Annotated in this window: 23 protein-coding genes; 15 read left to right on the forward strand and 8 right to left on the reverse strand. The window is 64.2% G+C overall.

All coding sequences use genetic code 11. From position 1 onward, the window contains the following. From ABEA18_RS06335 to ABEA18_RS06355, 5 genes are all read left to right on the forward strand, one after another. Entirely contained in the window at positions 1–1,254 is a 1,254-nt protein-coding gene (locus tag ABEA18_RS06335) for an RNA polymerase sigma factor (protein ID WP_345448447.1), read from the forward strand. A gap of 18 nt (positions 1,255–1,272) precedes the next feature. Then, positions 1,273–1,431 (forward strand): hypothetical protein, encoded by a 159-nt coding sequence (locus ABEA18_RS06340; protein WP_345448448.1) that lies wholly within the window; start codon positions 1,273–1,275, stop codon positions 1,429–1,431. Positions 1,432–1,455: 24 nt separating this feature from the next. Then, complete coding sequence (locus tag ABEA18_RS06345; protein WP_345448449.1) at positions 1,456–1,707, forward strand: type II toxin-antitoxin system Phd/YefM family antitoxin; 252 nt, start codon at positions 1,456–1,458, stop codon at positions 1,705–1,707. Next, positions 1,668–2,066 carry a type II toxin-antitoxin system VapC family toxin gene (locus ABEA18_RS06350; RefSeq protein ID WP_345448450.1) on the forward strand — a complete coding sequence of 133 codons (399 nt, stop codon included), beginning with the start codon at positions 1,668–1,670 and terminating at the stop codon, positions 2,064–2,066. The genes ABEA18_RS06345 and ABEA18_RS06350 overlap by 40 nt, the downstream gene beginning before the upstream one ends. An 85-nt stretch (positions 2,067–2,151) precedes the next feature. Beyond that, positions 2,152–2,775 (forward strand): LysE family transporter, encoded by a 624-nt coding sequence (locus ABEA18_RS06355; RefSeq protein WP_345448451.1) that lies wholly within the window; start codon positions 2,152–2,154, stop codon positions 2,773–2,775. Positions 2,776–2,850: 75 nt separating this feature from the next. Here the strand turns inward: ABEA18_RS06355 and ABEA18_RS06360 are convergent, their stop codons facing one another. Both ABEA18_RS06360 and ABEA18_RS06365 read right to left on the reverse strand, forming a co-directional pair. After that, positions 2,851–4,323, reverse strand: a complete 1,473-nt coding sequence (locus tag ABEA18_RS06360) for an HNH endonuclease (protein ID WP_345448452.1) — start codon at positions 4,321–4,323, stop codon at positions 2,851–2,853. Positions 4,324–4,677: 354 nt separating this feature from the next. Further along, complete coding sequence (locus tag ABEA18_RS06365) at positions 4,678–5,655, reverse strand: LacI family DNA-binding transcriptional regulator (protein WP_345448528.1); 978 nt, start codon at positions 5,653–5,655, stop codon at positions 4,678–4,680. A gap of 223 nt (positions 5,656–5,878) precedes the next feature. On the opposite strand from ABEA18_RS06365, the gene uriH reads away from it, so the two are divergent. From uriH to pabB, 5 genes are all read left to right on the forward strand, one after another. After that, complete coding sequence (uriH, locus tag ABEA18_RS06370; protein WP_345448453.1) at positions 5,879–6,931, forward strand: uridine-preferring nucleoside hydrolase UriH; 1,053 nt, start codon at positions 5,879–5,881, stop codon at positions 6,929–6,931. Further along, positions 6,932–8,359, forward strand: a complete 1,428-nt coding sequence (gene uriT / locus ABEA18_RS06375) for a uridine transporter UriT (RefSeq protein WP_345448454.1) — start codon at positions 6,932–6,934, stop codon at positions 8,357–8,359. It abuts the gene before it with no gap. Beyond that, positions 8,356–9,300, forward strand: a complete 945-nt coding sequence (locus ABEA18_RS06380; RefSeq protein WP_345448455.1) for a ribokinase — start codon at positions 8,356–8,358, stop codon at positions 9,298–9,300. Before uriT ends, ABEA18_RS06380 begins: the two co-directional genes overlap by 4 nt. Positions 9,301–9,403: 103 nt before the next feature. Further along, a complete protein-coding gene (locus tag ABEA18_RS06385) occupies positions 9,404–9,964 on the forward strand; it encodes a low molecular weight protein-tyrosine-phosphatase (RefSeq protein ID WP_345448456.1) in 561 nt (186 codons plus the stop codon). Beyond that, entirely contained in the window at positions 9,961–12,048 is a 2,088-nt protein-coding gene (pabB, locus tag ABEA18_RS06390) for an aminodeoxychorismate synthase component I (RefSeq protein WP_345448457.1), read from the forward strand. Before ABEA18_RS06385 ends, pabB begins: the two co-directional genes overlap by 4 nt. 3 nt (positions 12,049–12,051) lie before the next feature. Here the strand turns inward: pabB and ABEA18_RS06395 are convergent, their stop codons facing one another. Further along, positions 12,052–13,632 (reverse strand): NCS1 family nucleobase:cation symporter-1, encoded by a 1,581-nt coding sequence (locus tag ABEA18_RS06395; RefSeq protein ID WP_345448458.1) that lies wholly within the window; start codon positions 13,630–13,632, stop codon positions 12,052–12,054. A gap of 137 nt (positions 13,633–13,769) precedes the next feature. Here ABEA18_RS06395 and ABEA18_RS06400 point away from each other — a divergent pair, with 137 nt between their 5' ends. Next, positions 13,770–14,234 carry a phage tail protein gene (locus tag ABEA18_RS06400; protein ID WP_345448459.1) on the forward strand — a complete coding sequence of 155 codons (465 nt, stop codon included), beginning with the start codon at positions 13,770–13,772 and terminating at the stop codon, positions 14,232–14,234. Between the two features lie 21 nt (positions 14,235–14,255). Here ABEA18_RS06400 and ABEA18_RS06405 read toward each other — a convergent pair whose 3' ends face one another. Further along, positions 14,256–15,353, reverse strand: a complete 1,098-nt coding sequence (locus tag ABEA18_RS06405; RefSeq protein WP_345448460.1) for an FAD-dependent oxidoreductase — start codon at positions 15,351–15,353, stop codon at positions 14,256–14,258. 112 nt (positions 15,354–15,465) lie between these two features. On the opposite strand from ABEA18_RS06405, the gene ABEA18_RS06410 reads away from it, so the two are divergent. Continuing rightward, positions 15,466–15,915: a MarR family winged helix-turn-helix transcriptional regulator gene (locus tag ABEA18_RS06410; RefSeq protein WP_345448462.1), complete on the forward strand. Its 450-nt coding sequence runs from the start codon at positions 15,466–15,468 to the stop codon at positions 15,913–15,915. A gap of 4 nt (positions 15,916–15,919) precedes the next feature. On the opposite strand, the gene cls is transcribed toward ABEA18_RS06410, so the two are convergent. Continuing rightward, positions 15,920–17,392 (reverse strand): cardiolipin synthase, encoded by a 1,473-nt coding sequence (gene cls, locus ABEA18_RS06415; protein ID WP_345448463.1) that lies wholly within the window; start codon positions 17,390–17,392, stop codon positions 15,920–15,922. A 108-nt stretch (positions 17,393–17,500) separates the two neighbouring features. On the opposite strand from cls, the gene ABEA18_RS06420 reads away from it, so the two are divergent. Then, positions 17,501–18,442, forward strand: a complete 942-nt coding sequence (locus ABEA18_RS06420; protein ID WP_345448464.1) for an aminodeoxychorismate lyase — start codon at positions 17,501–17,503, stop codon at positions 18,440–18,442. A gap of 153 nt (positions 18,443–18,595) precedes the next feature. On the opposite strand, the gene ABEA18_RS06425 is transcribed toward ABEA18_RS06420, so the two are convergent. Continuing rightward, positions 18,596–20,728: a polysaccharide deacetylase family protein gene (locus tag ABEA18_RS06425; protein WP_345448465.1), complete on the reverse strand. Its 2,133-nt coding sequence runs from the start codon at positions 20,726–20,728 to the stop codon at positions 18,596–18,598. A gap of 414 nt (positions 20,729–21,142) precedes the next feature. Next, positions 21,143–21,652, reverse strand: coding sequence for a DinB family protein (locus ABEA18_RS06430; RefSeq protein WP_425550487.1), 510 nt, complete (start codon positions 21,650–21,652; stop codon positions 21,143–21,145). Between the two features lie 98 nt (positions 21,653–21,750). Between ABEA18_RS06430 and ABEA18_RS06435 the strand changes: the two genes are divergently transcribed. Further along, positions 21,751–22,947: an SLC13 family permease gene (locus tag ABEA18_RS06435; protein WP_345448466.1), complete on the forward strand. Its 1,197-nt coding sequence runs from the start codon at positions 21,751–21,753 to the stop codon at positions 22,945–22,947. 108 nt (positions 22,948–23,055) lie between these two features. Then, on the forward strand, positions 23,056–23,625 hold the full coding sequence (locus ABEA18_RS06440; protein WP_345448467.1) for a hypothetical protein: 570 nt from the start codon (positions 23,056–23,058) through the stop codon (positions 23,623–23,625). 23 nt (positions 23,626–23,648) lie between these two features. On the opposite strand, the gene ABEA18_RS06445 is transcribed toward ABEA18_RS06440, so the two are convergent. Then, the gene (locus ABEA18_RS06445; RefSeq protein ID WP_345448468.1) at positions 23,649–24,206 is read right to left on the reverse strand and encodes a hypothetical protein; all 558 of its coding nucleotides are present in this window, start codon (positions 24,204–24,206) and stop codon (positions 23,649–23,651) included. Positions 24,207–24,262 lie beyond the last annotated feature (56 nt).

Below are 24,262 nucleotides of genomic sequence, written 5' to 3' on the forward strand. Positions count from 1 at the left end.
TTGGCCGAGCCGTCCGGGGAATCCACGGTGGAGGACCTGCTGCGCACGCTTGCGCCGCAGGTCCTTGGCGTGCTCGTCCGCAGGCACGGCCAATTTGCCGAGTGCGAGGATGCCGCCCAGGAAGCCCTGCTCGAGGCGGCGTTGCAATGGCCTGCGTCCGGTGCCCCGGAGAATCCCAGGGCGTGGCTGCTCACGGTCGCCACACGGCGGTTGGTGGACTACTGGCGCAGCGAAAGTGCCAGACAGGCACGCGAACAACGCGCGGCGGCCCTGGAACCGCCGCCTCGCGATGAGCCTTCCTCGGCCAGTGACACGGAAGGGTTCGCAGAAGACACCCTCACCCTCCTTTTCCTGTGCTGCCACCCCGCCCTCTCGGCACCCTCGCAGCTGGCATTGACCTTGCGGGCAGTCGGAGGGCTCACGACGGCGGAAATCGCCAGCGCGTTCTTTGTCCCGGAGGCCACCATGGGCCAGAGGATCAGCCGGGCCAAGCAGAACATCAAGAAGGCCGGAGCCCATTTCGAGCTCCCGGAACCGAGCGAGCGAAAGGCTCGGCTCGGCGTCGTACTCCATGTCCTCTACCTGATCTTCAACGAGGGCTACGCGGCAAGTTCCGGCCCCTCCATGCAACGCGAAGACCTCACCGCCGAGGCCATCCGCCTTGCACGGCTCCTGCGGGGACTGCTCCCGGGCGAGCTCGAAGTAGGCGCCCTGTTGGCCCTGATGCTCCTTACAGATGCACGACGCCGGGCGAGGTCCCTCCCGGATGGAATGCTGGTGCCGCTCGCCGAACAGGATCGCCGGCTTTGGGACGCGACGCAGATCGCCGAGGGCCTTGAACTCTTGTCCGCCGTGTTGGGGGTTGGGCGTCCTGGACCCTACCAACTGCAGGCCGCGATCGCTGCGGTCCATGCCGAGGCGGCCTCCGCGGAGCAGACCGACTGGCCGCAGATCCTGGCGTTGTACACGGTCCTCGAAGCCATGGCCCCAAGCCCGGTGGTGGCACTGAACCGGGCAGTTGCCGTGGCAATGGTTGAAGGGCCGCAGGTGGCCCTTGAGCTGCTGGATGGGCTTGATGTCGAGTTGAAAAGGTGGCACAGGCTCGACGCCGTTCGCGGGCACTTGCTCGAAATGTCCGGTGACTTTGCGGGCGCCCGGGAGTGTTTTGTCGCCGCGGCAAGGAAAACGGCGAGCCTGCAGGAGCGGCGGTATCTTCTGGTGAAGGCGGCCAAGCTGGGGCAATTGTCCACATAGCTCAACCCAAGACTCGTCGTGATTTGCCTCGACGCCGAGATGCAGGACGCCAAGAAGCTCAAGGGTATTGCCGAAGAGCGCGGGCTTCACATGATCGGCCATTTCGGGCTCGACGAAACCGGGTACATGTCCAACGGCCCGCACTCCTACTGTGCCACTGATCCTTACGCCAGATAGGTTGACCAACTAGACTTGGTCAACATGGCACAGTACAACGTTCAGGAGGCAAAGACCCGCCTTTCTGAGCTCCTCAACATGGTTGAACGAGGCGAAGAAGTGGTTATCGCCAAGGCCGGCAAGCCCGTTGCACGGCTCGTGAAGATTGAGCGGCCCAGCAAGCGCCGCCTTGGATTCGTCAAGGGAGAACTTCCTGACAATTTCCTTGAGCCTATGGATGAGGAGGAACTTGCGCTGTGGGAAGCACCTCTTATCTCCTCGACACACACGCCCTGATCTGGGCCCTGACGGAACCCCGAAAGCTCTCACCCAAGGCGAGGCGTGCAATCCAGTCATTCGACAACCGTCTCGTGGCATCATCCGCCAGCGCGTATGAGATCGGCTACAAGCACAAGCTGGGTAAGCTTCCGAGTCTGGACGGCCTGCTTCTGGGTTATGCCCAGCATGTCGCCGAGCTGTGCAACGAGGAACTGTCTATCCGGAGCGTCCATGCATTTGCGGCCGGGCACCTCGATTGGGAGCATCGGGACCCCTTCGACAGGTTGATCGCTGCGCAAGCCATTGTGGAATCCATGGTGGTTATCACGGCCGATCAGGAATTCCATGGCTTCCCGTTGGTGGAGACGCTCTGGTAACCCCTCGTCCGTGTAGGCGCATCAGCTCGTCCGGGCGCCGCTCCGCTTGTCCGGACGCCTTGGCCTGCGGGCATAAGCTGGATTGGTGCAAATTTCGCTTTGGCTGGCCCTGGTAGGCGCCGGCACCCTGATCAGCTTCACTCCCGGCGCGGGCGCCATCTCCACCATGAGCAATTCGCTCAACTCCGGATTCCGCCGCTCCATCTGGGGAGTCCTGGGCCAACAGGCGGCACTGATCATCCACATCCTGATCGTTGCGCTCGGGGTAGGTGTTCTGGTCTCGAGTTCGCCTGTGATCTTCAACGTGATCCGCTACACCGGGGCGGCATATCTCGTCTACATGGGCATCCGGCAGTTCCTGCACCGGCCGGACCTGGACAAGGAAAAAGTGGAGGCCCGGCGGAACGAGCCAGGGTGGTCCATGTTCCAGCGAGGTATTTGGGTCAACTTGCTCAATCCCAAGGCGATCGTTTTCTTCCTGGCCTTCATGCCGCAATTCATCCGCCCCGAGCAGCCGCTGATTCCGCAGTATCTGGTCCTCAGCACCACGATCGTTTTCATCGACATCTGCGTCATGTGGTTCTTCTTCGCTTTGGCAGCCCGTTCTTTCCAACGGTTCACCCACAATGAGCACGGACAAAAGGTCCTGAACCGCACCTTCGGCGTGCTCTTCATGTCCGTGGGTGTGCTGCTCGCCGTCATCCACTAGGGAGAGATTCGTCTAATACGTCCCTTTCCCCGCCCAGTCGGGCACAGTTCGTTGCGTGGGCGTGGTTGAGCGAACCTAGGCAGGCTGGCGTAGTTCCGGTCGGTGGCGCCTGTGAAACACGTCCCCGAAATAGTGTGCCGCGAGGACGGACGGGTCTCCGTTCACGTGCGCTCCTGGCAGGGGCGGGGCCGTTGACCGGTAGCTATGCCCGGTGGGGGTGCGGATCTCGAACATGTGCCGCGTGCCGGGGCGTGTTGCTCCGGTTTGTGCTGTCCAGCCGGCAAGTTCCTTGGTGTAATTGCATGCTTCGCAGAGCCCGGCCCCGTTATCCAGGCTGGTGATGCCTCCCTGGTACCAGGGGAGGATGTGGTCAAAATGCCTGATTGGCGCGTCGCAGTACGGGGTGCGGCAGGTATCGTCACGGACCTGGATGAAGCGCCGCAAACCGGGCGGGAACAGCCTCGACCTCGAGTCCGCGGCGAGAAGGTCCCCGGTTCCGGGGGCGGTGAAGAGGCGCCGCAGCCAGACCTTAAAGTCCCGGTCCCCGGGCTGGCGTTGCTCAGCTTGGTCGGGACCGGCTCGGCGCTGTCCTGCTTGGCCCGGTTCCTCGCTGCTGCCAGGGTTTCCGGCCAGGAGGTTCCTTGCCCACGCGGCGGGCACGATCCCGTACCCAGGCAGGCGCGCCGGCTCGCTGTCACCTTGGAAGAGGGTCCGGTCGGTCATGACGACCTGGACTTCAACCCCGGCGATCCCAGCGGGGGTGCCGGTGGTGCGTTCGACCAGGGCATCGGCCATGATCTGTCCCCGGGACCGGGCGTCCCCACCGTCGTTACGGAGGGTGTCTGCGTGCCTGGACAGGGCCGCGTGCACGGCCACGCCCTGCGCGACGGGAAGGAGCGCGGTCAGGTATGTCATGGTGTCCGGTGCCGGGCGCAGGCTCACGCACCGCTCGGTGGCGGCATGGCTGGCGCGTTGCGTCACCGTACGCGGGTCCCGCCGGTACGCCGCGGCCCGGGCGGCGGAGATAATGGCCTTGTCTCCGGCGCCGTCAAAGGCCCCGGTGTCGGCGGCGAGCTCCTCGTCGACGGCGCAGCGGTCTTCAGCGGACAGGCAGGCTGTTTCCTTCACGATGAGGGTCGCCCGCCATTCGCTGAGCCGGCCGGCGTCGAGGGCGGCAAGGGTGTGCGGCATTTCGGTGACAAGCGCTTTGGCGAGCCCGTGGAGCCGGGAGCCCCGGGCCGGAGCCTCCCGCCGGGCCAAGGCAATCTGGGCTGCGACGCCGCGTCCCTGCTCATCGGCAGGGACGCCCAGATCTGCCTCGGCGCTGCGCTGGACCGCATCGAACGCCACAGCGATCCTCGCCTGCAAACCCGCGACCGCGGACTTCAGATCCTCCAGGACGCGCAACTGGTCAATCAGTCCTGCACTGTCAGTGCCCGGCCGAAGAGAGCCCACAGCATCTATCAGGGCCCGCACACAGCCATCCGGAGCCGCGCCGCTAACTGGCGCGCCCTCTCCGATCAGCTGGGTTCCCTGAATGCCGTCCATAAGAAAACCCTCTCAGCGACCACTGACATTTTTAGGCCGGAGAACCACCACCAGGCGAAAAAATCTCGAATTTCTTCGGCTGCTCCGCGAGCGTCGCTTATCTGCTGAAAAAGGACGGTTACGCTGGCTCACACCGGCGAAGAGCCCGTCTTTGAGCCGGCACCCAGAACCCCTACATAGCATGGCCGCTACTTGAACTGCACGACCCACTTTTCCTGGTGTGGAGAGGAGGCATGGCGCGCAGGACACCTGTGGGGTTGCGGAACTGACCGGAGGCGGAGCGGGTGCCGCCTTGCCGGCTTTGCCGAGCGGACCGGAGGCGCGTGGCGTCATGGACAGGCCGACGAAATGTACCTACCCCGTGGAGCCGCGCACCACCAACGAGCTCTCGAGGGTCAGTTGCGGCTGTTCCAGCTCGCGGCCTTCCATCAGCCCCCGGAGTTGTTCGCCGGCTTTTAGTCCCAGGGGCGTGGCCGGCAGATGCACACTGGTCAGGCTCGGGTTGCTCGTGGCCGAATACGGCAGGTCATCGAAGCCGGCAACTGCGAGTTCCTCCGGAATCCGGACCCCGGCCACTCGGGCCTCCTGCAACACGCCGTAGGCGTGGGTGTCAGTTCCGCAAACGACGGCGGTGACCCCGGCTCGCTGCCAGTCCGGCCACGCGGCGGCGAAGGCAGCCGCGGCAGCGCCGACGTCGATGGTGGTGCTGATGATGTGCGCGTCCGCAACGGAAATACCGCAGGAATTGGCTTCATCCAGGAACGCCGCCCGGCGCACCTCGAAGGTGGCCGTGCCGGTCACGCTGTCCACGTAGGCAACTCGTTTGTGCCCGGAGGCCGCAAGGTGCGCGGCCAATTCACGGGCGCCATGTGCGACGTCGAGGTTGACGGACGGGGCATAGGCTTCGAGGCCCGGCGCATCGAGAAGGACCAGCGGCCCGGCAACCGAAAGATCCTCCAGGAAGCTTGCATTGGGCGCGTCCACCAGCAGGCCCGCAGGGCGAAGGGCCAGGAGCTTTCGGACGTCCTCCGCACGGGGGAACTCACCGGCATCGGTCACAGAGAGCAGCAGTTGGTACTCGGAGCCGAGCGATTCCCGGACTCCGGCGATGACCTTGGCGAAAAAGGGGTTGGAAATGTCCGGCGCCACAAGGATCACAATCGAGCTCACGCCCTTGGCCAAAGAACTGCCGATCCCATCCACCACGTAGCCGAGTTCGGCGATGGCCTGGCGGACGCGCGAAATGTTGTCTTCGGACACCCTGCCCTGGGTCTTGCCGTTGGCAACCAGGGACACCGTCGCAGTCGAGACCCCTGCCAGGGAGGCCACCATCGCCGCGGTTACACGCTGCGTACGGCCTAAGGCCCGATGCATTGGTTCCGCGGATTCCATACAACGATCGTAGCGGGAAATCAGCCCCTTCCCACGCCGCAAGGCATCAAGCGCTTGACGCAATTCGCGTTAAGCGTTTGACGTGAGGCATAGGCCAGTGCCAGAATTCCCCTGAATGCTTTAGCGCCCTGCCTCGGCAGGCCCCAATGACGTGGAGATGAACATGGACCCCAACACCATGACCCGTGAACGCAAGAAGATCATCCTGGATTGCGATCCCGGGCATGACGACGCCGTGGCCCTGCTGCTGGCCCACGGCAACCCGGACATCGAACTGCTCGCCGTCACCACGGTGGTCGGCAACCAGACCCTGGAAAAGGTCACCCGAAACGCCCTGTCCGTGGGCACCATCGCGGGCATCACAGGTGTTCCCTTTGCCGCCGGCTGCGACCGCCCACTCGTCCGCTCCATCGAAACCGCGCCGGACATCCACGGCGAAACCGGCATGGACGGGCCCGAACAGCCTAAGTCCGCTATCGAGCTGGACCCGCGCCACGCCGTCGACCTCATCATCGAAACGATCATGGCGCACGAGCCGGGCACCGTTACCCTCGTCCCCACAGCGGGACTCACCAACATCGCCATGGCCGCCCGCAAGGAGCCGCGCATCGTTGAACGCGTCAAGGAAGTCGTCCTCATGGGCGGCGGCTACCACGTAGGCAACTGGAGCGCCGTGGCGGAGTTCAACATCATCATTGACCCCGAGGCCGCACACATCGTCTTCAACGAAAAGTGGCCCGTTGTGATGGTCGGTTTGGACCTCACGCACCAGGCGCTGGCCACTCCCGATGTCGTCGAGAGGATCGCCGCCGTAGGCACCACGGCGGCCAAGTTCGTCATGGAACTGATGGAGTTCTTCACCAAGACCTACAAGGATGCACAGGGCTTCGACTATCCCCCGGTGCACGATCCCTGCGCCGTGGCCTACGTCATCGACCCCACCGTGATGACTACCCGCAAGGTCCCCGTTGACATCGAACTGCAGGGCAAGCTCACGCTTGGCATGACCGTGGCAGATTTCCGCGCCCCCGCACCGGCCGACTGCCACACCTCCGTCGCCGTTGACCTTGACCACGAGAAGTTCTGGAACCTCGTGACCGACGCGATCGTCCGCATCGGCGATCCCACAACCGGCGCTGCCGGCGCTCCCGCCACCGACGCCGACAAACCCACCGTCCCCGAGCCCGCCGCCAGCATCGCAGGAGAGGCCAAGTAAATGACCACCCTCATCAACGAAACCAAGACCAACCGTGGCAACGTTGCGGCCCTCATGGTCGCCCTGCTGGCAGCCTGCGTAGCCTTCCAGCTCAACGCGTCCATGCTCAGCCCGGCCTTGGTCACCATGGGCAACGAGCTCCACACGGACCAGGCGGTCATCGGCCTCTCCCAGACCTGGTTCTTCACGGCAGCAGCTTTGTTCTCGCTCTTCCTGCCGCGCCTGAGCGACATCGTCGGCCGCAAGAAGATCCTCCTCGGCATGATGCTGCTGATGGCCGTCGGCTCGGTCATCGCAGCCATGGCGCCCGACGTAACATGGCTCTTCGTGGGCCGCATCGTCCAGGGCGTCAGCGGCCCCACCGTGCCGCTGTGCCTCATCATGCTGCGCTCCGCGGTCAACAACCCGCGCAAGTACGGAGCCTTGATGGGCCTCATCACGGCAGTCAACGGCGGTGTTGCGGGCGTCGACTCCTTCGTGGGCGGCTACTTCGCCGAGCACTTCGGATTCCGCAGCATCTTCTGGCTCATGGTCGGCCTCGCAATCGTGGCCACGGCCCTGGTCGCCATCCTTGCCGGCGAGAGCAAGCCTGCCGCAGGCACCACCATGGACTGGCTGGGCGTGTTCTTCATTGTCATCGCCGTGGGCGCCCTCTTGACAGCCCTCAATGAGGGATCAAAGCTGGTCGGCGCCTTCTCCTCCGGAACGCTGATGCTGGCCATCGGGCTGATTGTGGTCGCTGCAGCCGCGTTCGCCGCCTTCTGGACAGTTGAGAAGCGATCCAAGGAACCGATGGTGGAAACCGTCCACCTGCGCCAGCGTTCCACCTGGGCGCCGCTGCTGACCACCACGCTCGCCATGACCGGCATCTTCGCAGTCATCAACGGCATCGTCCCTGCCTACGTCCAGGCCGCGGCACCAGGATTCGGGGTCGGCCCCACCGAGATGTCGCTCATGATCCTCACGCCCTACGCCCTCCTCGGCTGGGTGTTCGGACCTATCAGCGGCCGGCTCGCCCCCGTGCTCGGCTACACCAAAGTCCTCCGCATCGGCATGCTGGGCAGCATCGCGGCCCTGGCAGTCATCGCGTTCCTCGGACTCAGCAGCCTGCCCCTCATGATCGTGGGAACGGCCTTGCTCGGCATCATGTACGCCGGTACGGTCAACATCATGCTCAACGGACTCGGAGTTGTCCTCTCCCCCGCCGGCAACCCCGGCTTCCTGCCCGGCATGAACGCCGGAGCATTCAACCTCGGCGCCGGCCTGAGCTTCCTGGTGTTGCCGGCCGTCCTTGTGGCGACCTCGGCCCTCGGCGACGCCAAGGCCTCGTACTTGACGGTCGTCGTCGTCGGCCTCGCCATCACGGTCGCCGCCTTCGCTGCCTCGCTGCTCATCCCCAAGCCCCTCGAAGCCGAGGTTGAAAAGTGAACCGAAGGATCGTCGTCGTCGGGTCCTTGAACGCGGACCTGACCATCTATTGCGAGCGGCTCCCGCTCCCGGGCGAAACCGTCCACGGCAACGGTTTCGCGGTCAATCCCGGCGGCAAGAGCGCCAACCAGGCCGTCGCGGCGAGCAAGCTGGGCGGCACAGTAAGCCTGATCGGTGCGGTCGGAAACGACCCCAACGGTGACATGCTCCTCGCCTCCACGCAAGGGGCCGGCGTGGACGTTTCGCGCGTCCGCCGTTCCGCGGATGTTGCCACCGGCGTCGCGGTTATCGCGGTAGACGCGAACGGTGAGAACAACATCATCATCTCGGCCGGTGCCAACGGAACGCTCGCCCCGGCGGATGTGTCGGCGGACGCCTTCGACGACGCCGCGGTGCTCTGCCTTTGCCTGGAGGTCAGCCTTGAGACTGTGGAGGCTGCCGCTAAAACAGCGCACGACGCCGGGGCAACCGTTCTGTTGAACCTCTCGCCATACGCCGAGATCCCGCAAAGCCTGGCCACCTTGAGCGATGTACTGTTGGTGAACGCCCATGAAGCGTCCATGTTCCTGGGCGACGCCGAAATGCCGCACCCGGGGGCGCATGCAAGCGCCTGGGAGTCGGTCCGAAGCCAGTTCGCCGAGCGCGGATTGCAACGGGTATTGGTTACCCTCGGCTCCCACGGCTCGGTGGTGTTGGATTCACTCGCCGCATCAGGGGAACAGATCTCCCGGATCGCACCCACCAAGGTCAACGCCGTGGATACGACCGGTGCAGGGGACGCCTTCACCGGTGCCGTCGCTGCCCGCCTCGCCGCAGGCGTAACACTGGCCGAAGCCGCGGCGTTCGCATCGGTGGCCGCAGCGCTCGCGACCACCAAGAAGGGCACCCAGGCCGCCTACCCCGGGGCCGAGGAAGTCCTGGATCACTTGCGGATTTCCTGACTCAGCCTGTCCTTTTACGCCCCCACCAGCGACTTTACAAATCCTGTAATCTCCTTTCCTTTTTGACTAGCCAAGACAGGGTGGCATCCCCCATGCTTGCTCCATGTACTCAGCGTTGAGCCCATACCGCATCATCACCGTCTGCACGGGAAACATCTGCCGCTCACCCATGGCGCAACTGATGTTGACTGAAGCGTTCGACGCCGGAGGGCTGGGTGGAGCGGTTGTCGTGGACTCCGCGGGAACTACGTCCTACGAGGCCGGGCACCCCATCGATCCACGCGCAGCCCGGGTCCTTTCGGCACATCGCATCCGCTCCGAGGGTCACATTGCCAGGATCTGGCGCCCGGAGTGGTTCCGGGAGCGGGACCTGATTTTGGCCCTCGACGTGGATCACTATGGCTGGCTGCACGAGGCCGCCCCGGATTCCGAAACACTCGCCAAGATCCGGATGCTGCGCAGTTTCGACCCGTCCGCAACGGGCCGGAGCACCTTGGACCTGGGCATCGAGGATCCTTGGTATGGGGGCCACCACGACTTCGACGTGACCTGGGACCTCATTCGCGCGGCCGTCCCTGGCATCGTCGCGCACACGCGGGAAGCCCTTGCCGCCAGGCAGCACGCACAGCAGCACGACCCGCAGCAGGTACGCTCTATTTCATGACCCCAGCACCCGTGATCATCGCCATCGATGGCCGGTCCGGCGCGGGAAAGACTACTCTCGCCGTCGAACTCGCCGCCCGCCTACGCATGCATCACAAGGTGTCGTTGTTCCATCTTGAGGACATCTATCCGGGCTGGAACGGCCTTGCCGCGGGCGTCGAGCGTTACATCACGACGGTCCTGGCACCCTTGCGGCACGGCGACGCCGCCGAGTGGGTCAGCTGGGACTGGGAGAAACACTACGACGGCCGCAGCCACGTGACGCTGCCTGCCGAAATCGTCATCGTCGAGGGCGTCGGGGCCGCCGCGAGTGCGGCCCGGCCCATGCTGGACGCCGTGGTCTGGGTGGACGCTCCCGACGACGACCGCCGGCACCGTGCGATGGCCCGGGACGGCAGCAGCTACGAACCGTTCTGGGACAGCTGGGCGGCGCAAGAGGACGAGTGGCTGGAGTCCGACGACGTCCGCGACCACATCGACGTCCGGGTGCTGAACCGGGCGGACGGCAGGGCCCCGGATGACGCCCTGCAGGCGCTGAACTACCTCCCTACACTCTCCCCCGTGCTGGCTCCCGAGCTCTCGGCGCGCCGAGGATTGCAGCTCAAAGCCGAGCGGGTCGACGCCGCGCCGGACGCCGTTGCCCTGTTCGAAGCTCTCTACGCCGAGTCCGCCAACGCCGTCTGGCTCGATTCCTCCAACACGTCCTCCAACAGGGACACAGCCGGCGACGCCGGATCCTCCAACGCGGCGACCGAGCGCAGCCGCTTCAGTATCCTCGCGGACGACGGCGGCTCCTTCGGCCAAGCTGTAATGCATAGTTCCGGAACCACCCGCCTCAGCGCCGGATGCGCCACCGCGGAGACCACGGGTCCCTTCTTCCGCTGGCTGGACACCGTATGGGGCCGCAAGGCCTTGAGGGCGCCGGAAGGCTACGACTGCGAATTCACGCTCGGCTGGTTGGGCTACCTCGGCTATGAATTGAAGCGGGAGACCGGTGGCAGCGACGTCCAAGCCGGCACTCCGGATGCGGCGTTGCTTTTCGCCGGCCGGGCCGTCGTGATCGACCACCGTGACGGTGCCGTCTGGCTGCTCGCCATCGATGCTCCCGACGCCGGCGAATGGCTCGGGATTGCGCGCGAGGCCGTGCTGTCCGCGGCGTCGGCACCACAAATGGCGGGAGCGCCGAGGCACTCGGCCGGGGATCCCGCCGTCGGGAGCCGTACAGTGGCGCTCGAGTTCTCCAGCCGCGACACCGAGGACGACTACAAAAGCAAAATCACTGAAGCCCAGCACCAGATCGCCGAGGGCAACACCTATGAGGTCTGCCTGACCACCACCGTGACCGCCCCGGATCCCGGACTGGACCCGTGGGAGAGCTACCTCGCGCTGCGCAAACGCAACCCGGCGCCGTTCGCGAGCTACTTGCGGTTCGGCGATCTGACGGTCGCAAGTACCTCGCCCGAGCGCTTCCTGCGGATAACCTCCGACGGCGGCATGCGGGCCGAGCCGATCAAGGGCACCAGGGGCCGGGCCAATGATCCCGTCATTGACGAGGCGCTGCGGCGTGGCCTTGAATCCTCCCTCAAGGACCGTGCCGAGAACATCATGATCGTGGACTTGCTCCGCAACGACCTCAGCCATTTCGCGGTGCCCGGGTCAGTGACCGTCAGCCGGTTGTGCGAGGTGGAAAGCTATGCCACGGTGCACCAGATGGTGAGCACTATCGACGCCCGGCTGCGCCCGGGAGCACCCCGGGCCGAGGCCGTGGCGGCCGCGTTCCCTGCCGGGTCCATGACGGGCGCCCCGAAGATCAGCACCATGGACATCCTCGACGGTTTGGAGTCCGGACCGCGCGGGGTCTACTCCGGCGCGATCGGGTACTTTTCGCTCAACGCGGCGACGGACCTCGCCGTCGTGATCCGGACCTTGGTGATGGGTCCAGACGGCGACGGCGGCCGAACGCTCAGTCTCGGCGTCGGAGGTGCCATCACGGCGGATTCGACGCCCCAGGACGAATACGACGAAATCCGGACCAAGGCGTTCGGCGTGCTCTCGGCCCTGGGCGCGGAGTTTCCCACTACCTGAGAATCAGTCATGCTCCTCCGTGCGGGCGCGGACTGTCCGTGGATCGTTGCGGGTGATCGTGTAGTAGATCAGGCTGGCCAGGATTGCCCCCACGAACCATGAATACGGACCCAGGCCCGAGCCTCCCGGGAGGAAGTTCTGCAGTGCGGGGACCAGTGCCAAAACGCCTGCGACGACGGCGGCCGGGACCAGCGCCGCAATGGCCTTGAGGTTCCAGCCCTTGGTGTAGAAGTAGAGGCCTTTCTCGTCCTCGTGGTAGAGGTCCGAGACCTTGCACCGCTGGTGCCGGATGCGGAAGAAATCCGTGAAGATGACCCCGAACAGCGGACCGAGCAGCGCGCCAAGGCCGCCTAGGAAGTACACGATCACCACGGGACTGCTGAAGAGGTTCCAGGGCAGGATCACGATTGCGAGCACTGCGCTGATAAGTCCGCCGCGGCGGAAGTCGATCCGGTGCGGGGCCACGTTGGCGAGGTCATAGGAGGCCGAAACGAAGTTGGCCACCACGTTGATGCCGATCGTGGCCACCACGAACGTCACGGCGGCGATGATGGTGATCCACGGATTCTTGATCGCCTGGACGATCGCCACGGGATCGGTGATGACCTTGAACATGTCCTGGCCGCGGTACTGGTCTGCCGTGAAGTAGGACGCCGCACCGGCTGTGACCACCACTGTGACCAGGGCGAACGCGATGAAGTTCACGGGCAGGCCCCAGAAGTTGCCGCGCAGGATGGTCTTCCGGTCTGGTGCGAACCGGGAGAAATCGCAGAAATTCAGGAGAAGCGCCGCGAAGTAGGTGACGGTCAGGGCGATGGCCGAGAAGAACTGGGTCAAGGCCGCCGGGCCGTCCAAGGGCGCGACCCCGGGTATCGAAAGGCTGAACTTGTTGCCCGCTTGCGTCAGGATGTAGATCGCCAGCGCGAACATGGCCACCCAGATGGCAGGACCGGCCCAGTCCTGGAACTTCCGGACTGTCTCCATACCGCGTCGAATGACCAACAGCTGGACGGCCCAAAGGACCAGGAAAGCCGCCCAGCCGAGCGGCGTCAAGCCAAGGATGCGGGGCACGTCCGGGCCGTCGAGCGAAGTCAGCTGGGGCCACACGGAAAACAGCAGCACCAGCACGGCTTCCGAAGCGAGCCAGGTCTGGATGCCGTACCAGGCGATGGCGATGAGTGCCCGGATCAGGGCGGCCAGGTTGGCGCCGAAGAGGCCGAAGGACATCCGCGCCAGGACCGGATACGGTACGCCGGTCTTCTGCCCCGCCGTCCCGGCAAAGTTCATGAGGAAGTAGACCAGGGTAATGCCGAGGACCAGGGCCAGGAAGACTTGCCAGCCCACCAGGCCGGTAATGAAGAGACCGGCCGCAAAAGTGTAACCGGCGATGCTGTGGACGTCGCACATCCACAGGGCGAAGAGGCTGCGGACTCTCCAGTTGCGTTGCCGGGCCGGTGCGAGGTCCGCATTCCACAGCCTGTCGCTGACCAAACGGCCCTCGGCCAGGATCCGGACTTTCTCAGGGTATTCGTCTCCCGGCTCGGGCGGTGCCTGCACAGCCGGGGACTCGTTTTTCCGCGCCATGATGCCTCCGAAGAACGCTTCCAAACATGCTTGGACTTACAGAATCGCCCCATTACTCCTGGATGGAAAGCCCCTTTGGGAGCGCTGGAACGCCGTCACGTTAGCATTGGTCCAACCACGTCTTACTAGGAGGATGCATGCCGTACATCGTTGACTTCGAGAACGTTTCTACCGTTGGCTTGGAATCGTCTCCGGTTGCCGAGGCGCTTGCCGGGTTGCGCGCCAACGAGGGCCGCTACTACCGGAACAAATACGACCACGTCTTCACCGTGAGTCCGGCCAGCGAGGTTCCGGAAGTGGTCGAGCGGGTGAGCCGCATCCTGAAGGAGGAGCGCGACATCGTCATCAGCTCCCGCCCGCTGGAAGCAACTTCCTTCGACGTCGACGGTTTGCGGATGGCGTACGTCTTCTACGAGTCGGGACTGTCGATCAACGTCATGTACAGCATCGAGGCCGGCGGGAAGCGAGCGGTCGGATTCAAACTCGCCGACGGCATGGAGATCCCGGAAGAACTGGCGTCACGCTTCAAATTCGCTCGCCAGAAGTCGAAGCTGGCCGGCGTTATTCGCGGCTCTTTCTTTGTGATCAAAGGCGAGTACTAGCAGTCGGCGTAAGCAGTCAACTCATGCGCCGAGATTCAACATTTCGACATAGCGGTCGATCATCATGTGTTGACCCTTGATCTGGGAGATCAGCTCCGGGCTGGCGATCTCGCCGTCGGGCAATTGGCCAGAACCGCCGGACGGCCCCAAGGGAAGGATGATGACCGGCTTCGACGGCGCGTAAGCGGACAGTTCCGCCGAGCCCTCAATCTGGGCTTGGATGTTCTTGGCAACCACCACGGCCTCGCGTCCCGCGACGCCGGCTTTGTTCACGTCGATCGCCGAAATGTCGCCCAAGGCGTAGACGTTCTCGAAGCCCGCGACGCGGAGTTCGGGGGTGACGTCCAGGTAGCCCTCGGCAGTCCGTGCGGCCAGGAGGTCTCCGGCCACGTAGTCCGTCTGCGGGGCTATTCCATAGCAGCGGAACCAAATGTCCGCCTGGATGTCCGTACCGTCTGCCGTGTTCACGGTAAAGGTGGCGAATTCGCCCGCGGGAACGGGCGGCAACTGGACCAACGGATTCCCCAGGATCCGCCGTACGCCGAGTCCATCCAGCTGCCGGTTGACCTCAATCCGCAGCCGTGGATCGTACGGCCCTGGCAGGATGTCCGGCGCCACATCCACCATCACGATGTCCTTCTCCGGCCACGCCGCCGCGATCTCGCCGGCAAATTCAAGGCCTACAGCCCCGGCGCCCAGCAGCATCACCCTGTCGGCGCGTTTGAGGTCATCATGTGCGGCCAGGTAGCGGGCGATGGCGTCGGAAGTGACCATTCGATCGCTCTTGGCCGGGAACGGGTAGCTGGAACCGCTGGCGAGGACAATGTAGTCCGGTGCCAGGCTGGCACCCGAGGCCAACTCGACCGTGTGCCCGTCCACCCGGACGGCGCGGTCCCGGAGTACCGTTCCGCGCACCAGCAGGCGGTCATAGGGAAGGAACATCCGCGGCAGGAAATCGGTTTGGACTACCGATCGGAGGGCCGCGATGTTGTGTACGAAAGCGTCCTTGGGCTCCACCAAGGTAACCGTCGCGTGTTCGTCCAGGGCCTTCGCTACGGAGATCCCACCGTAGCCTCCACCGATAACCACCACAGTGGGGTGGGGAGCCTGATCATTCATGGCAACTCCTTAGTTAGAAAACTCACGCTGCCCGGCTCGTGCCGCTCAGATCGTTTATGAAGCACAACGATTGCCGGTGATCAATAATTTCCTCAGTGATAAGATTTTGCTGATGAGTTCTTCGGCAGCGGGAAAGCAACTGGGGTTTCTCTTGGCGCGCCACGGGCGCATCATGAATACGCGCCTCCGCCAAGCCCTCGACTCCTCCGGGCTCAGCCCAAGGCATGCCGTGTTGCTGTGCCGGCTTGAGGAGTCCGGGCCGCTCAGCCAGCAGGGCCTGATCGATGCTCTCTCCATCGACGCGAGCGGACTGGTAGCGGTCCTGAACGACCTCGAACGCGAAGGGCTGGCGGAACGACGTCGCGATCCCGCGGACCGTCGTCGTCATATCGTTGAAATCACCGCGGAAGGCAAGCGCGCGGTGGCATCGATTGAAGTTGCGGTGGCCGACGTCGAGCAGGAGGCCTTTGCGGGGTTCTCGGCCGATGAGCTCCAGCAACTCCATGGGTTGCTGTCGAGGGTCCATGCCGAACCCGCGGACGAGGCCTGCACCGAGGACTGAGCCCCTACTGCAGGGTCGCCGTCAGCCGCGCCACGTTGTCCACATATTTGGCAAGCATCGGCCGGTGCAACCAGCCCTCCAGGGTCAGCTCGCGGCACATTTCCCGGTAACTCGACTCCACGGAGCGCATGCTGTCCACGGCTTCGGCGCCCAAGAGCATCACGGACACCTCCATGTTGAGCGAGAAGGAGCGCATGTCCATATTGCTGGAGCCTAGGACGGCCACTTCTTCGTCGATGGTGAAGTGCTTGGCGTGCAGGACGTACGGCGCGCGGTACAGGTAGATCCGCACCCCGGCTTCCAGCAGCGCCTCGTAGTAGGAGCGCTGGGCATGGTGGACCAGGAACTGGTCGCCCTTCTCGGAGACGAAAAGTTCCACGTCGACGCCACGCTGGGCCGCCGTCGTAATGGCGTACAGCAGGGAATCGTCGGGCACGAAGTACGGGCTGCAAATTGAGATGCGGTGCTGGGCCGAGTAAATCAGCGTATTGAACAGGCGCAGGTTGTTTTCGGTGACGAACCCCGGGCCGCTGGGAACCACCTGGGCCGTCATTCGGCCGGGTGTTGCCTGGACCGCGACCTGCAGTTGGTTTTCGAGGGATTCATCGGTTTCGCTGAGCCAGTCGGTAGCGAAGACGACGTTGAGGGTAGCAACGATCGGCCCCTCCATCCGCGCCATGAGTTCCACCCATTTACGTCCGGCGCGCCGGTGCTTGGGGTTGTTATAGGAGGGCTCGATCAGGTTCTGCGAGCCCGTGAAGGCAATTTCGCCGTCGATCACCAGGATTTTCCGGTGGTTCCGCAAATCCGGACGGCGCCACTGTCCATGGATGGGCAGCAACGGCAACATGCGGCGCCACTGGATCTGGCCGCTGCTGAGCCTACGGACCAGCCTCCGGTAGCCGGGGATCCGCAGCGTGCCGATGTGATCGAACAGCAGGCGGACGCTGACGCCGCGCGCTGCCGCGTTTTCCAACTCCGTGAGGAGTTCGTCCGTGACGGAGTCGCTGCTCATGATGTAGAACTCCGCATTGACGAACTTCTTGGCCCCCCGGACCGCTTCCGTCATGGCCTTGATCGACTCCTCGTAGCCGGGGAACAGCTCCACGGAATTACCGTCCACCATCGGCAAGGAACCCAGGCGCCTGTTCAGTTCACCAGCCGACGTCACCCATTCGGGTCCCGAGTATGTGCTTACGACGTCGGCAAGCGCCGAAGTGCCTGCACGCACCCGATCGTTGACTTGCTCCTGCTGCTCCCGACGACGGCGGGACAAGCGGAAATTGCCGAACAACAGGAACAGGACGAAACCGACGGACGGAACGAGGAAGACGGCGAGGAGCCACGCCATGGCCGTCGTGGGGCGGCGGTTTCCGGGGATGACGCCCAGCAGCACGACGCGCAAGACGATCTCAACGATGGCCCACGCGCCGAGGAGCCAAGTCCACTCTGTCCCGAACTGAAAAGGAAACAGCACCCCACACCCCCACGATCGAATAGCTATCAAAGAACCAGCAGTCAGCCCAGCCTATCTGGCGCACCGCTCCCGACTGCTCGTCCTGTGGGCCAGCACTAAGCTGGAAGCATGACTTTACCTGCCTCGACGGTCCTCGTTTTCCTGGATCCAGCGTTCGAAAACGGCCGCGTCGCCGATTCCAGCCAGCCGCAGCTCATGGCAACCGACCTGGGAGCCACCCGGGGTGACGGCGTCTTCGAGTCGCTGCTCGCCGTCGAGGGCCGTGCGCGCAAGGTGCAAGCGCACCTGAACAGGCTTGAGAGCTCAGCCCGCGCACTGGACCTCAATATTCCCGAACAGGACGTCTGGCGCCGCGCGATCGACACCGCGATCACCGAATTCCGGGACGCCTTCCCCGCGCCAAGCCCAGCCGAGGACGAAGTCGTCGTCAAGCTTCTGGTGACGCGCGGAGTGGAAGGCGCCTCGACTCCCACGTGCTGGATCCAGGCTTCGCCGTCCCCCGCGGGCAGCCGCCGGCAGCGCGAGACGGGCATCGACGTCGTACTTCTTGACCGCGGCTTCGACACGGAAGCGGGCGACCGCGCCCCCTGGCTGCTGCTCGGCGCCAAGACGCTCTCTTACGCCGTGAACATGGCCGCGCTGCGCTACGCGCACAAGCAAGGCGCGGACGACGCCATCTTCACCTCAACAGACGGCCGTGTTCTGGAGGGCCCGACGTCCACGGTGTTGCTGGCCCACGTTGAAACCGTCGACGACGGCGCCGGCTCGGTACGCACGGTCAAGCGCCTCATCACTCCGCAACTGGACAGCGGGATCCTCCCGGGCACGTCCCAGGACGCGCTGTTCACCAAGGCGAAGGCCGCGGGCTGGGAGCTCGGCTACGGGCCCCTGGTCCCGGAAGACCTGTTCGACGCCGATGCGGTGTGGCTGATCTCGAGCATCCGGCTCATTGCGCCGGTCAACCATGTGGACGGCAGGGAGATTGGTACCCCGGCAATGCGCAAACAGCTGACGGCCGAGCTCAACGAGCTTTTCGCGGGGATCGAGTAGGGCTTTCTCCCCCTGAGAAACGATGAGCGGAGGCTAACCCTCCGCCGCAGGCAGCGGCAGGGGGCGTGCGTCAGAGATGCAGTCTGCCGCTACGCCCCCTGCCGGTTCAAGGGTGCGGACGCCGGCAGGGCCGGCGTCCGCATGCGTTCAATCTCAGTTGTAGGTAATGGTGGTTGCGTTTGTAGTTGCCGACCAGGTGATGCGTCCTCCTTGGAAGTTCTGCGCTCTTCCGCCCGAAACCGCGTACTCGGTGGTGGTCGGGTAACCAAGGCGACCGTTCTCCCAACCCTGGGATGCGTAGGCTACGCGAATGGCTCCGCCGTTGGGGAAGGCACCGGTGGCTGGGGACCAGTAGATGACTCCACCTTGGAAGTTCTGGTAGACGCCGCCGTTCTTAAGCCCGCCGATCTCATTGCTGGTCGGATAGCCGAGGAACCCGTTCTCCCAATTCTGGGCCGCCCAGGCTGCATCAATGGCGCCCCTGGTGATATGGGCTCCCGTTGCAGCAGACCAGTGGATCACGCCGCCCTGGAACGTCTGGTAGGCGCCGCCGTTCTTAAGCCCGCCGATCTCATTGCTGGTCGGATAGCCGAGGAACCCGTTCTCCCAATTCTGGGCCGCCCAGGCTGCATCAATGGCGCCCCTGGTGAAATGGGCACCCGTCGCCGGGGACCAGTGGATCACGCCACCCTGGAACGTCTGGTAGACGCCCCCGTCCTTCAGCCCGCCGATCTCATTGCTGGTCGGATAGCCCAGAATACCGTTCTCCCAATTCGTTGCGGCCCAAGCCGCATCAATGGCGCCCTTCGTGACGTGTGCCCCGGTCGCGGTTGACCAGTGCACCACGCCGCTCTGGAAGTACTGGTAGCAGCCGCCTGCGGTCAGGCCACAAACCATCGCTCCGGTGGCGGTGCCGATACTCGGAGGCCCAGCAGCCGCAGCCGCAATTGCGGTCGCAGCTCCAGCCGGTTGGTTACCGACGTCGTACATCTCATAGTCGTCAGTGGTGATGGTGCCGTTGGCTTGGATGTTCAGTCCCCAGCTGATACCTGACGCGCCGGCCGGCAGTGGCGGGGTGGTCCAGGTAATTTGGGTCCAGTTCGCCGCGGCGGGGACCTGGGGGCTTGCGGTCCAGTAGGGCCAATACCCGTTACCGATACGCGTATATGCTTCGAATTGGGTCGGCGCGGTGGATTTATACCAGGCCTTCAGCTGATAGATATGTCCGGGCGTTCCTGTCGGTGAGCAACCGCCCAGGTCCAGGGCCGGCAGGAGCTTCGCGTCCCCGGACACGAACCCGGTCACGGTCAGCTGCTCGGCGTTCGTACCGGTGTGGCCGGGGGTGACGATGGAGAAGGCCGGGGTGTTGGTGCCGAAGCCGCCGGCGGCCCAGCACTGTGGGATCGTGTTGACCAAGGTTTCCAGGCTGGGGTTTTGGATCATGTTCGTCCCCGGCGGTGGCGGTGGAGGTACCGCAGGGCCCTGGACTGGGGGCTGCTGGGTGCCGCCGACGACCTGGTCCACTGTCTGCACAGCGACGGTACCAGCCGCCTTCTGCTGTGCCAGCCAGGTGGCGAAATCACTGAACAGGGTCGGGCTGATGGTCAGCGTCGGGTCCGTGCCGACCGCGATGTGGTGGAAGGTCAGCTGGACCCACCCACCGCCCGCAGTTTGGGCGTGGGTCACCTGGTTCTGCAGATCCGCCAGGGTCCAGGTGCTGTCTACCTCGCTCGGTGCTGCAGTGACGTAAGGATTGGCCGGCGGGATGGTGTCTGCCGCGGGAAGCGTCGCCGAGGCAGGGTCCTTGCTGGCCGTGTCACCCAGGCCGCGGGCACTGTTGTAACCGCACTGCTTCACCAAGGCCTCGGTGGCCGGGTCTTCGGAAGCGAAGGGGTAGGCGAAGCTCGTGACTTTGAAGCCCATGTTCATCAGCGCCACCCGGCCGTTACAGATCTGCCGCGTCGACTCGCCGGCGGTCAGGGACACAAGATCCGGGTGGGTCACGGTGTGGCCGCCGATCTCATTGCCGTCGGCGGCGATCTGTTGCAGGTTGGCAGTGGTCAGGTAAGTGGGTTGGTCAATCCACCCGCTCGTGATGAAAAACGTGCCGTTCAGGCCCAAGCTCTTCATGGTGGACTCGGCCGTCATCTGGTCCGCGTTGCCGTCATCGAATGTCAGTGACACGACCGTGTTCGCCGCCGCCTGTGCAGGCGCCGCGACCACAACGCCCACCAGGAAGCTGGCCATGACAGCCGCAACGCTGCCCGCGGCGAACCACCTGCTCATAGGCCTGACTTTCGCGGGAAGCCGCGGTGCTGGATCTGTTGAGCCCCTCATGAGGGGCTCGCGACTCGTCAATTTCATGTCTGCATCCCATAACTTGGTTGCGCGACTTTGGCGTGCGCCGGATTACCCCGAATCCCTGGTCCAGCGAAGTCTCAGCCGCAGTAAATAATCTGATGCGTCTCCGCGTGAAACGCGTTGACGCTTCGCAATCCCCCCGGGACCCCGAACAATCGTGTTTTGGACAACCAGTGCCCCAATTCGGATCATATGGACCAAGGCTCAAGGGGTCGCGAGTGATGGCTACTGGACTGCTTAAGGAAATCGAGAATCGACACTCCCCTACTACCTACCGGAAAGTAGTCGCTCTCGCCCTGGGCTCGCGAGCGCCTGAAAGCGGTGACGAGCACCTCGCCGTTATGCCTGGCTGAGGATCTGCTCGCGCAGGATGTCTGCGTGCCCGCAGTGTTGCGCAAGCTCGCGGAGCATGTGGAGGTAGACCCAACGCAGCGGTAGCGGACCGCGTCGGTTCCCGTTGAGCATGTCGTCGAGCCCCAAGGACGATGTCGCCTGGCGCGATGCTTCGCATGCCTCGCGGTGTGCTTGCTGGATTGAAGCGATGGTGTCGTCGCCGTCGAGGAGAAACGATTCGTCCGGCGTCGCAGGGATCCCGATCTCGGCGCGCGAACGGCACGTGATCGCTTCGTCGAACCATACCTTTTCGACGAAGGTCGCGTGTTTCACGAGGCCCAGCAACGTGGTCCGGGACGGCACCAATGACCGCCTGGCCTGTTCTTCCGTCAACCCGTTCAAGCAGTCATGGATCGCGCGACGGTGCTCGTCGATGAATGCCTCGAATTGGATCCGAATTGGCTGGTTGAAGTTGTCCTCGGCAAGCGTCACGGTTTCACCTATGTTTTCCGTCAAGCAGGGATTCAGTCAGTATCGACGTGATCCGAGCTTAGCTTGGCGATGATTGCCGTCCTTGGTCCGAGGGTCGCATGCCGGGGGAATAGACTCCGTTCATGCGTTTGGCGATCATTGGGGCGGTTCTGCTTGTGGCCGGTGCCGCGGCGATTGCCACGGGCGCACTGCCTTTCAGCGATCTGATGGCCCTCGTGGACCGGGTGGCTCCGATTCTGCTATTCGTCGTCGCGATGACGGTTGTGACTGAGCTGTGCAGTGAGGCCGGGGTGTTCCTTTGGACTGCCCGCCGGCTCCGTTATTGGGGCCGTGGATACAGCATTCTCTTGTGGCTCTTACTCGCGGTCTTTGCAACGCTCAGCACTGTCTTCCTTTCCCTGGACACAACGGCTGTGCTGCTGACCCCGGTGGTGGTCAGCGTGACGCGGCAAGCCGGGCTGCCGGCCCTGCCTTTCGCACTGACGACCGTGTGGCTGGCAAACACGGCAAGCTTGCTGCTTCCCATTTCCAACCTGACCAACCTTCTGGCACAGCACAGCCTTGGCGGTATTACTCCAGGTGCGTTTGCTGGCCTGATGTGGGCGCCCTCCCTTGCGGCCGTCGTCGTACCGCTGCTGTTCATCGCCATCGTCTTCCGGCGGGATCTGCGCAACCGCTATTCACGGATCCCGGTCGGGCGGATCAGGCCTGAACAGCCAGCCGGCGCTGAATCGAGGCCTGGGGCGGACTGGGTCCTGCTCGGGTGCAGCGCTGTGGTTCTGGCGCTGCTGCTGCCCGCATTGGTGTCCGGAGTCCCGGTATGGATCCCTGCCCTGGCCGGGGCTGTAGTGCTGGGCGTGGTGTTCGCGTTCCGGCGCCCGCAGGTTCTCAAGGTGACCCTGATTCCTTGGTCCTTGTTGCTGTTCGCTTCCGGCCTCTTCCTAGTGATGGAGGCCGTCAGGCATCTGGGAGCCTCTGTGTTGCTGAGTCAGCTGGCCGGACAAGGCCACGGCTTCCTGGATCTGGTTCGGCTCGCCGCGACGGGTACCGTCGGCTCCAATGTCCTCAACAATTTGCCTGCATACCTGCTCGCAGAGCCGCTGGCGGGGACGCCCGTGCGGATGGCCGCGTTGCTGATTGGAGTCAATGCGGGCCCGATCATCACCCCGTGGGCGTCCCTGGCAACCTTGCTGTGGCACGACCGGCTGATGCGGATGAACGTCCTGATTACTTGGAAGGGCTACGCGATCTTCGGACTGATGGTTGCTCCTCTGACCGTGTTTGCGGCAGTAGCGGTGCTGGCAGTCACCGGACGGTGAGCGCGTTCGGCGCGTGCCGGCCCCTGTCGCCGGGCGCGAAGAATCAGGACAGAATATAGAACAGCTTGGCCAGTACCGCCGGAACCCCATTCGAGAAGGAACTGCATCATGCTCAGCTTGCAGGACATCGACAATATCGTCCTCAACGGAGGGATTGTCGTGGACGTCGCCGGGGAGAAGATCGGCTCAGTGGAACAAATCTTCACGAGCGGTGATTCCGGGGATCCTGTCTTTGTCACGGTACGGACCGGATTATTCGGCATGTCCGAGTCTTTCGCCCCGCTTTCCGGAGCCAGCCTTGAGAATTCAGTGATCAAGGTGGCTTTCGCCAAGGACAAAGTGAAGAACGGCCCGCGCATCGAGAGCGACCGCGGCGCGATCACGGAGATGCAGGAGCAGGAACTATACAACTATTACGGGCTCGTGACCGAGGCCCCCGACGAAGGTACCTCGGAGGAAACCAGTGCCGACGATGAACGGACGGTGCCTGAGGCCGCGGCTGGGGAGACCGAGCCGGAACCGGGCCCGCCACCCCCGCCCCGGCATCCGCCGCGTCCGCCGCACGGCGGCCCGCATCCACCGCACCTGCACAAACATGTGCCCCTGCCCCCGCATCCCGGCCCGCCCCCTCTGCACCGGCCACCTGGGCCCTCGGCGGAACCGGAAGACATTCAATAACGGGCGCCCGCGTACCTGAGGATTCAGCCGCCCGCCGTGATCCTCACCGCAGCGACGCCCCCGCCTGTTGAGGTGGCGGAAGCACCTGAATAATCCCGCATTTCTAGAATCTGGACATTGACCGACCCGGGCTGCAGCTGAACAACTCGCGAGTAGGAAGTAGCGCAATCGATCGTCTGATCCTGCGGGGCAAGGCCGATCCGTGGATCCTGGGCGATGACAAGGTGGACATCCGAGGCGCCAACACAGGCTGCGGTCAGAGTATACGAGCCCGCGTCCTCGATCCTTGCACTCTTACCAACCCCGCTACCGGCGCCGCCCACCGTGCCGGAATCCTCCAGGATCACCGCGCCGGAGGCGGCCCCGAGAAGCTTCCTGGCTGTAACGAGATTGCTGGCTTCGAGCGCCACCGTTGCCTGGTCCTTGGTGGGCAACGGTGCCCGCGGAGGGGAACTCCGAGTGGTGCCGGCAGCCGGCCGAGGATCGCCGGCGTCGGTATATTGACAGCCGGACAAACCGGCCGCGAGCAGCAGCCCTGCCAGCAATAGCGCTACGGTTCTGGTTCCCCCATGACCCACCATGAATCCGAGTGTAGCGGGCCGCGTAATTTAGCTTGGCGACCCTATTGTGCCGCCAT

This window comes from Arthrobacter gyeryongensis (genome assembly GCF_039543785.1).
GTDB lineage: Bacteria > Actinomycetota > Actinomycetes > Actinomycetales > Micrococcaceae > Arthrobacter > Arthrobacter gyeryongensis.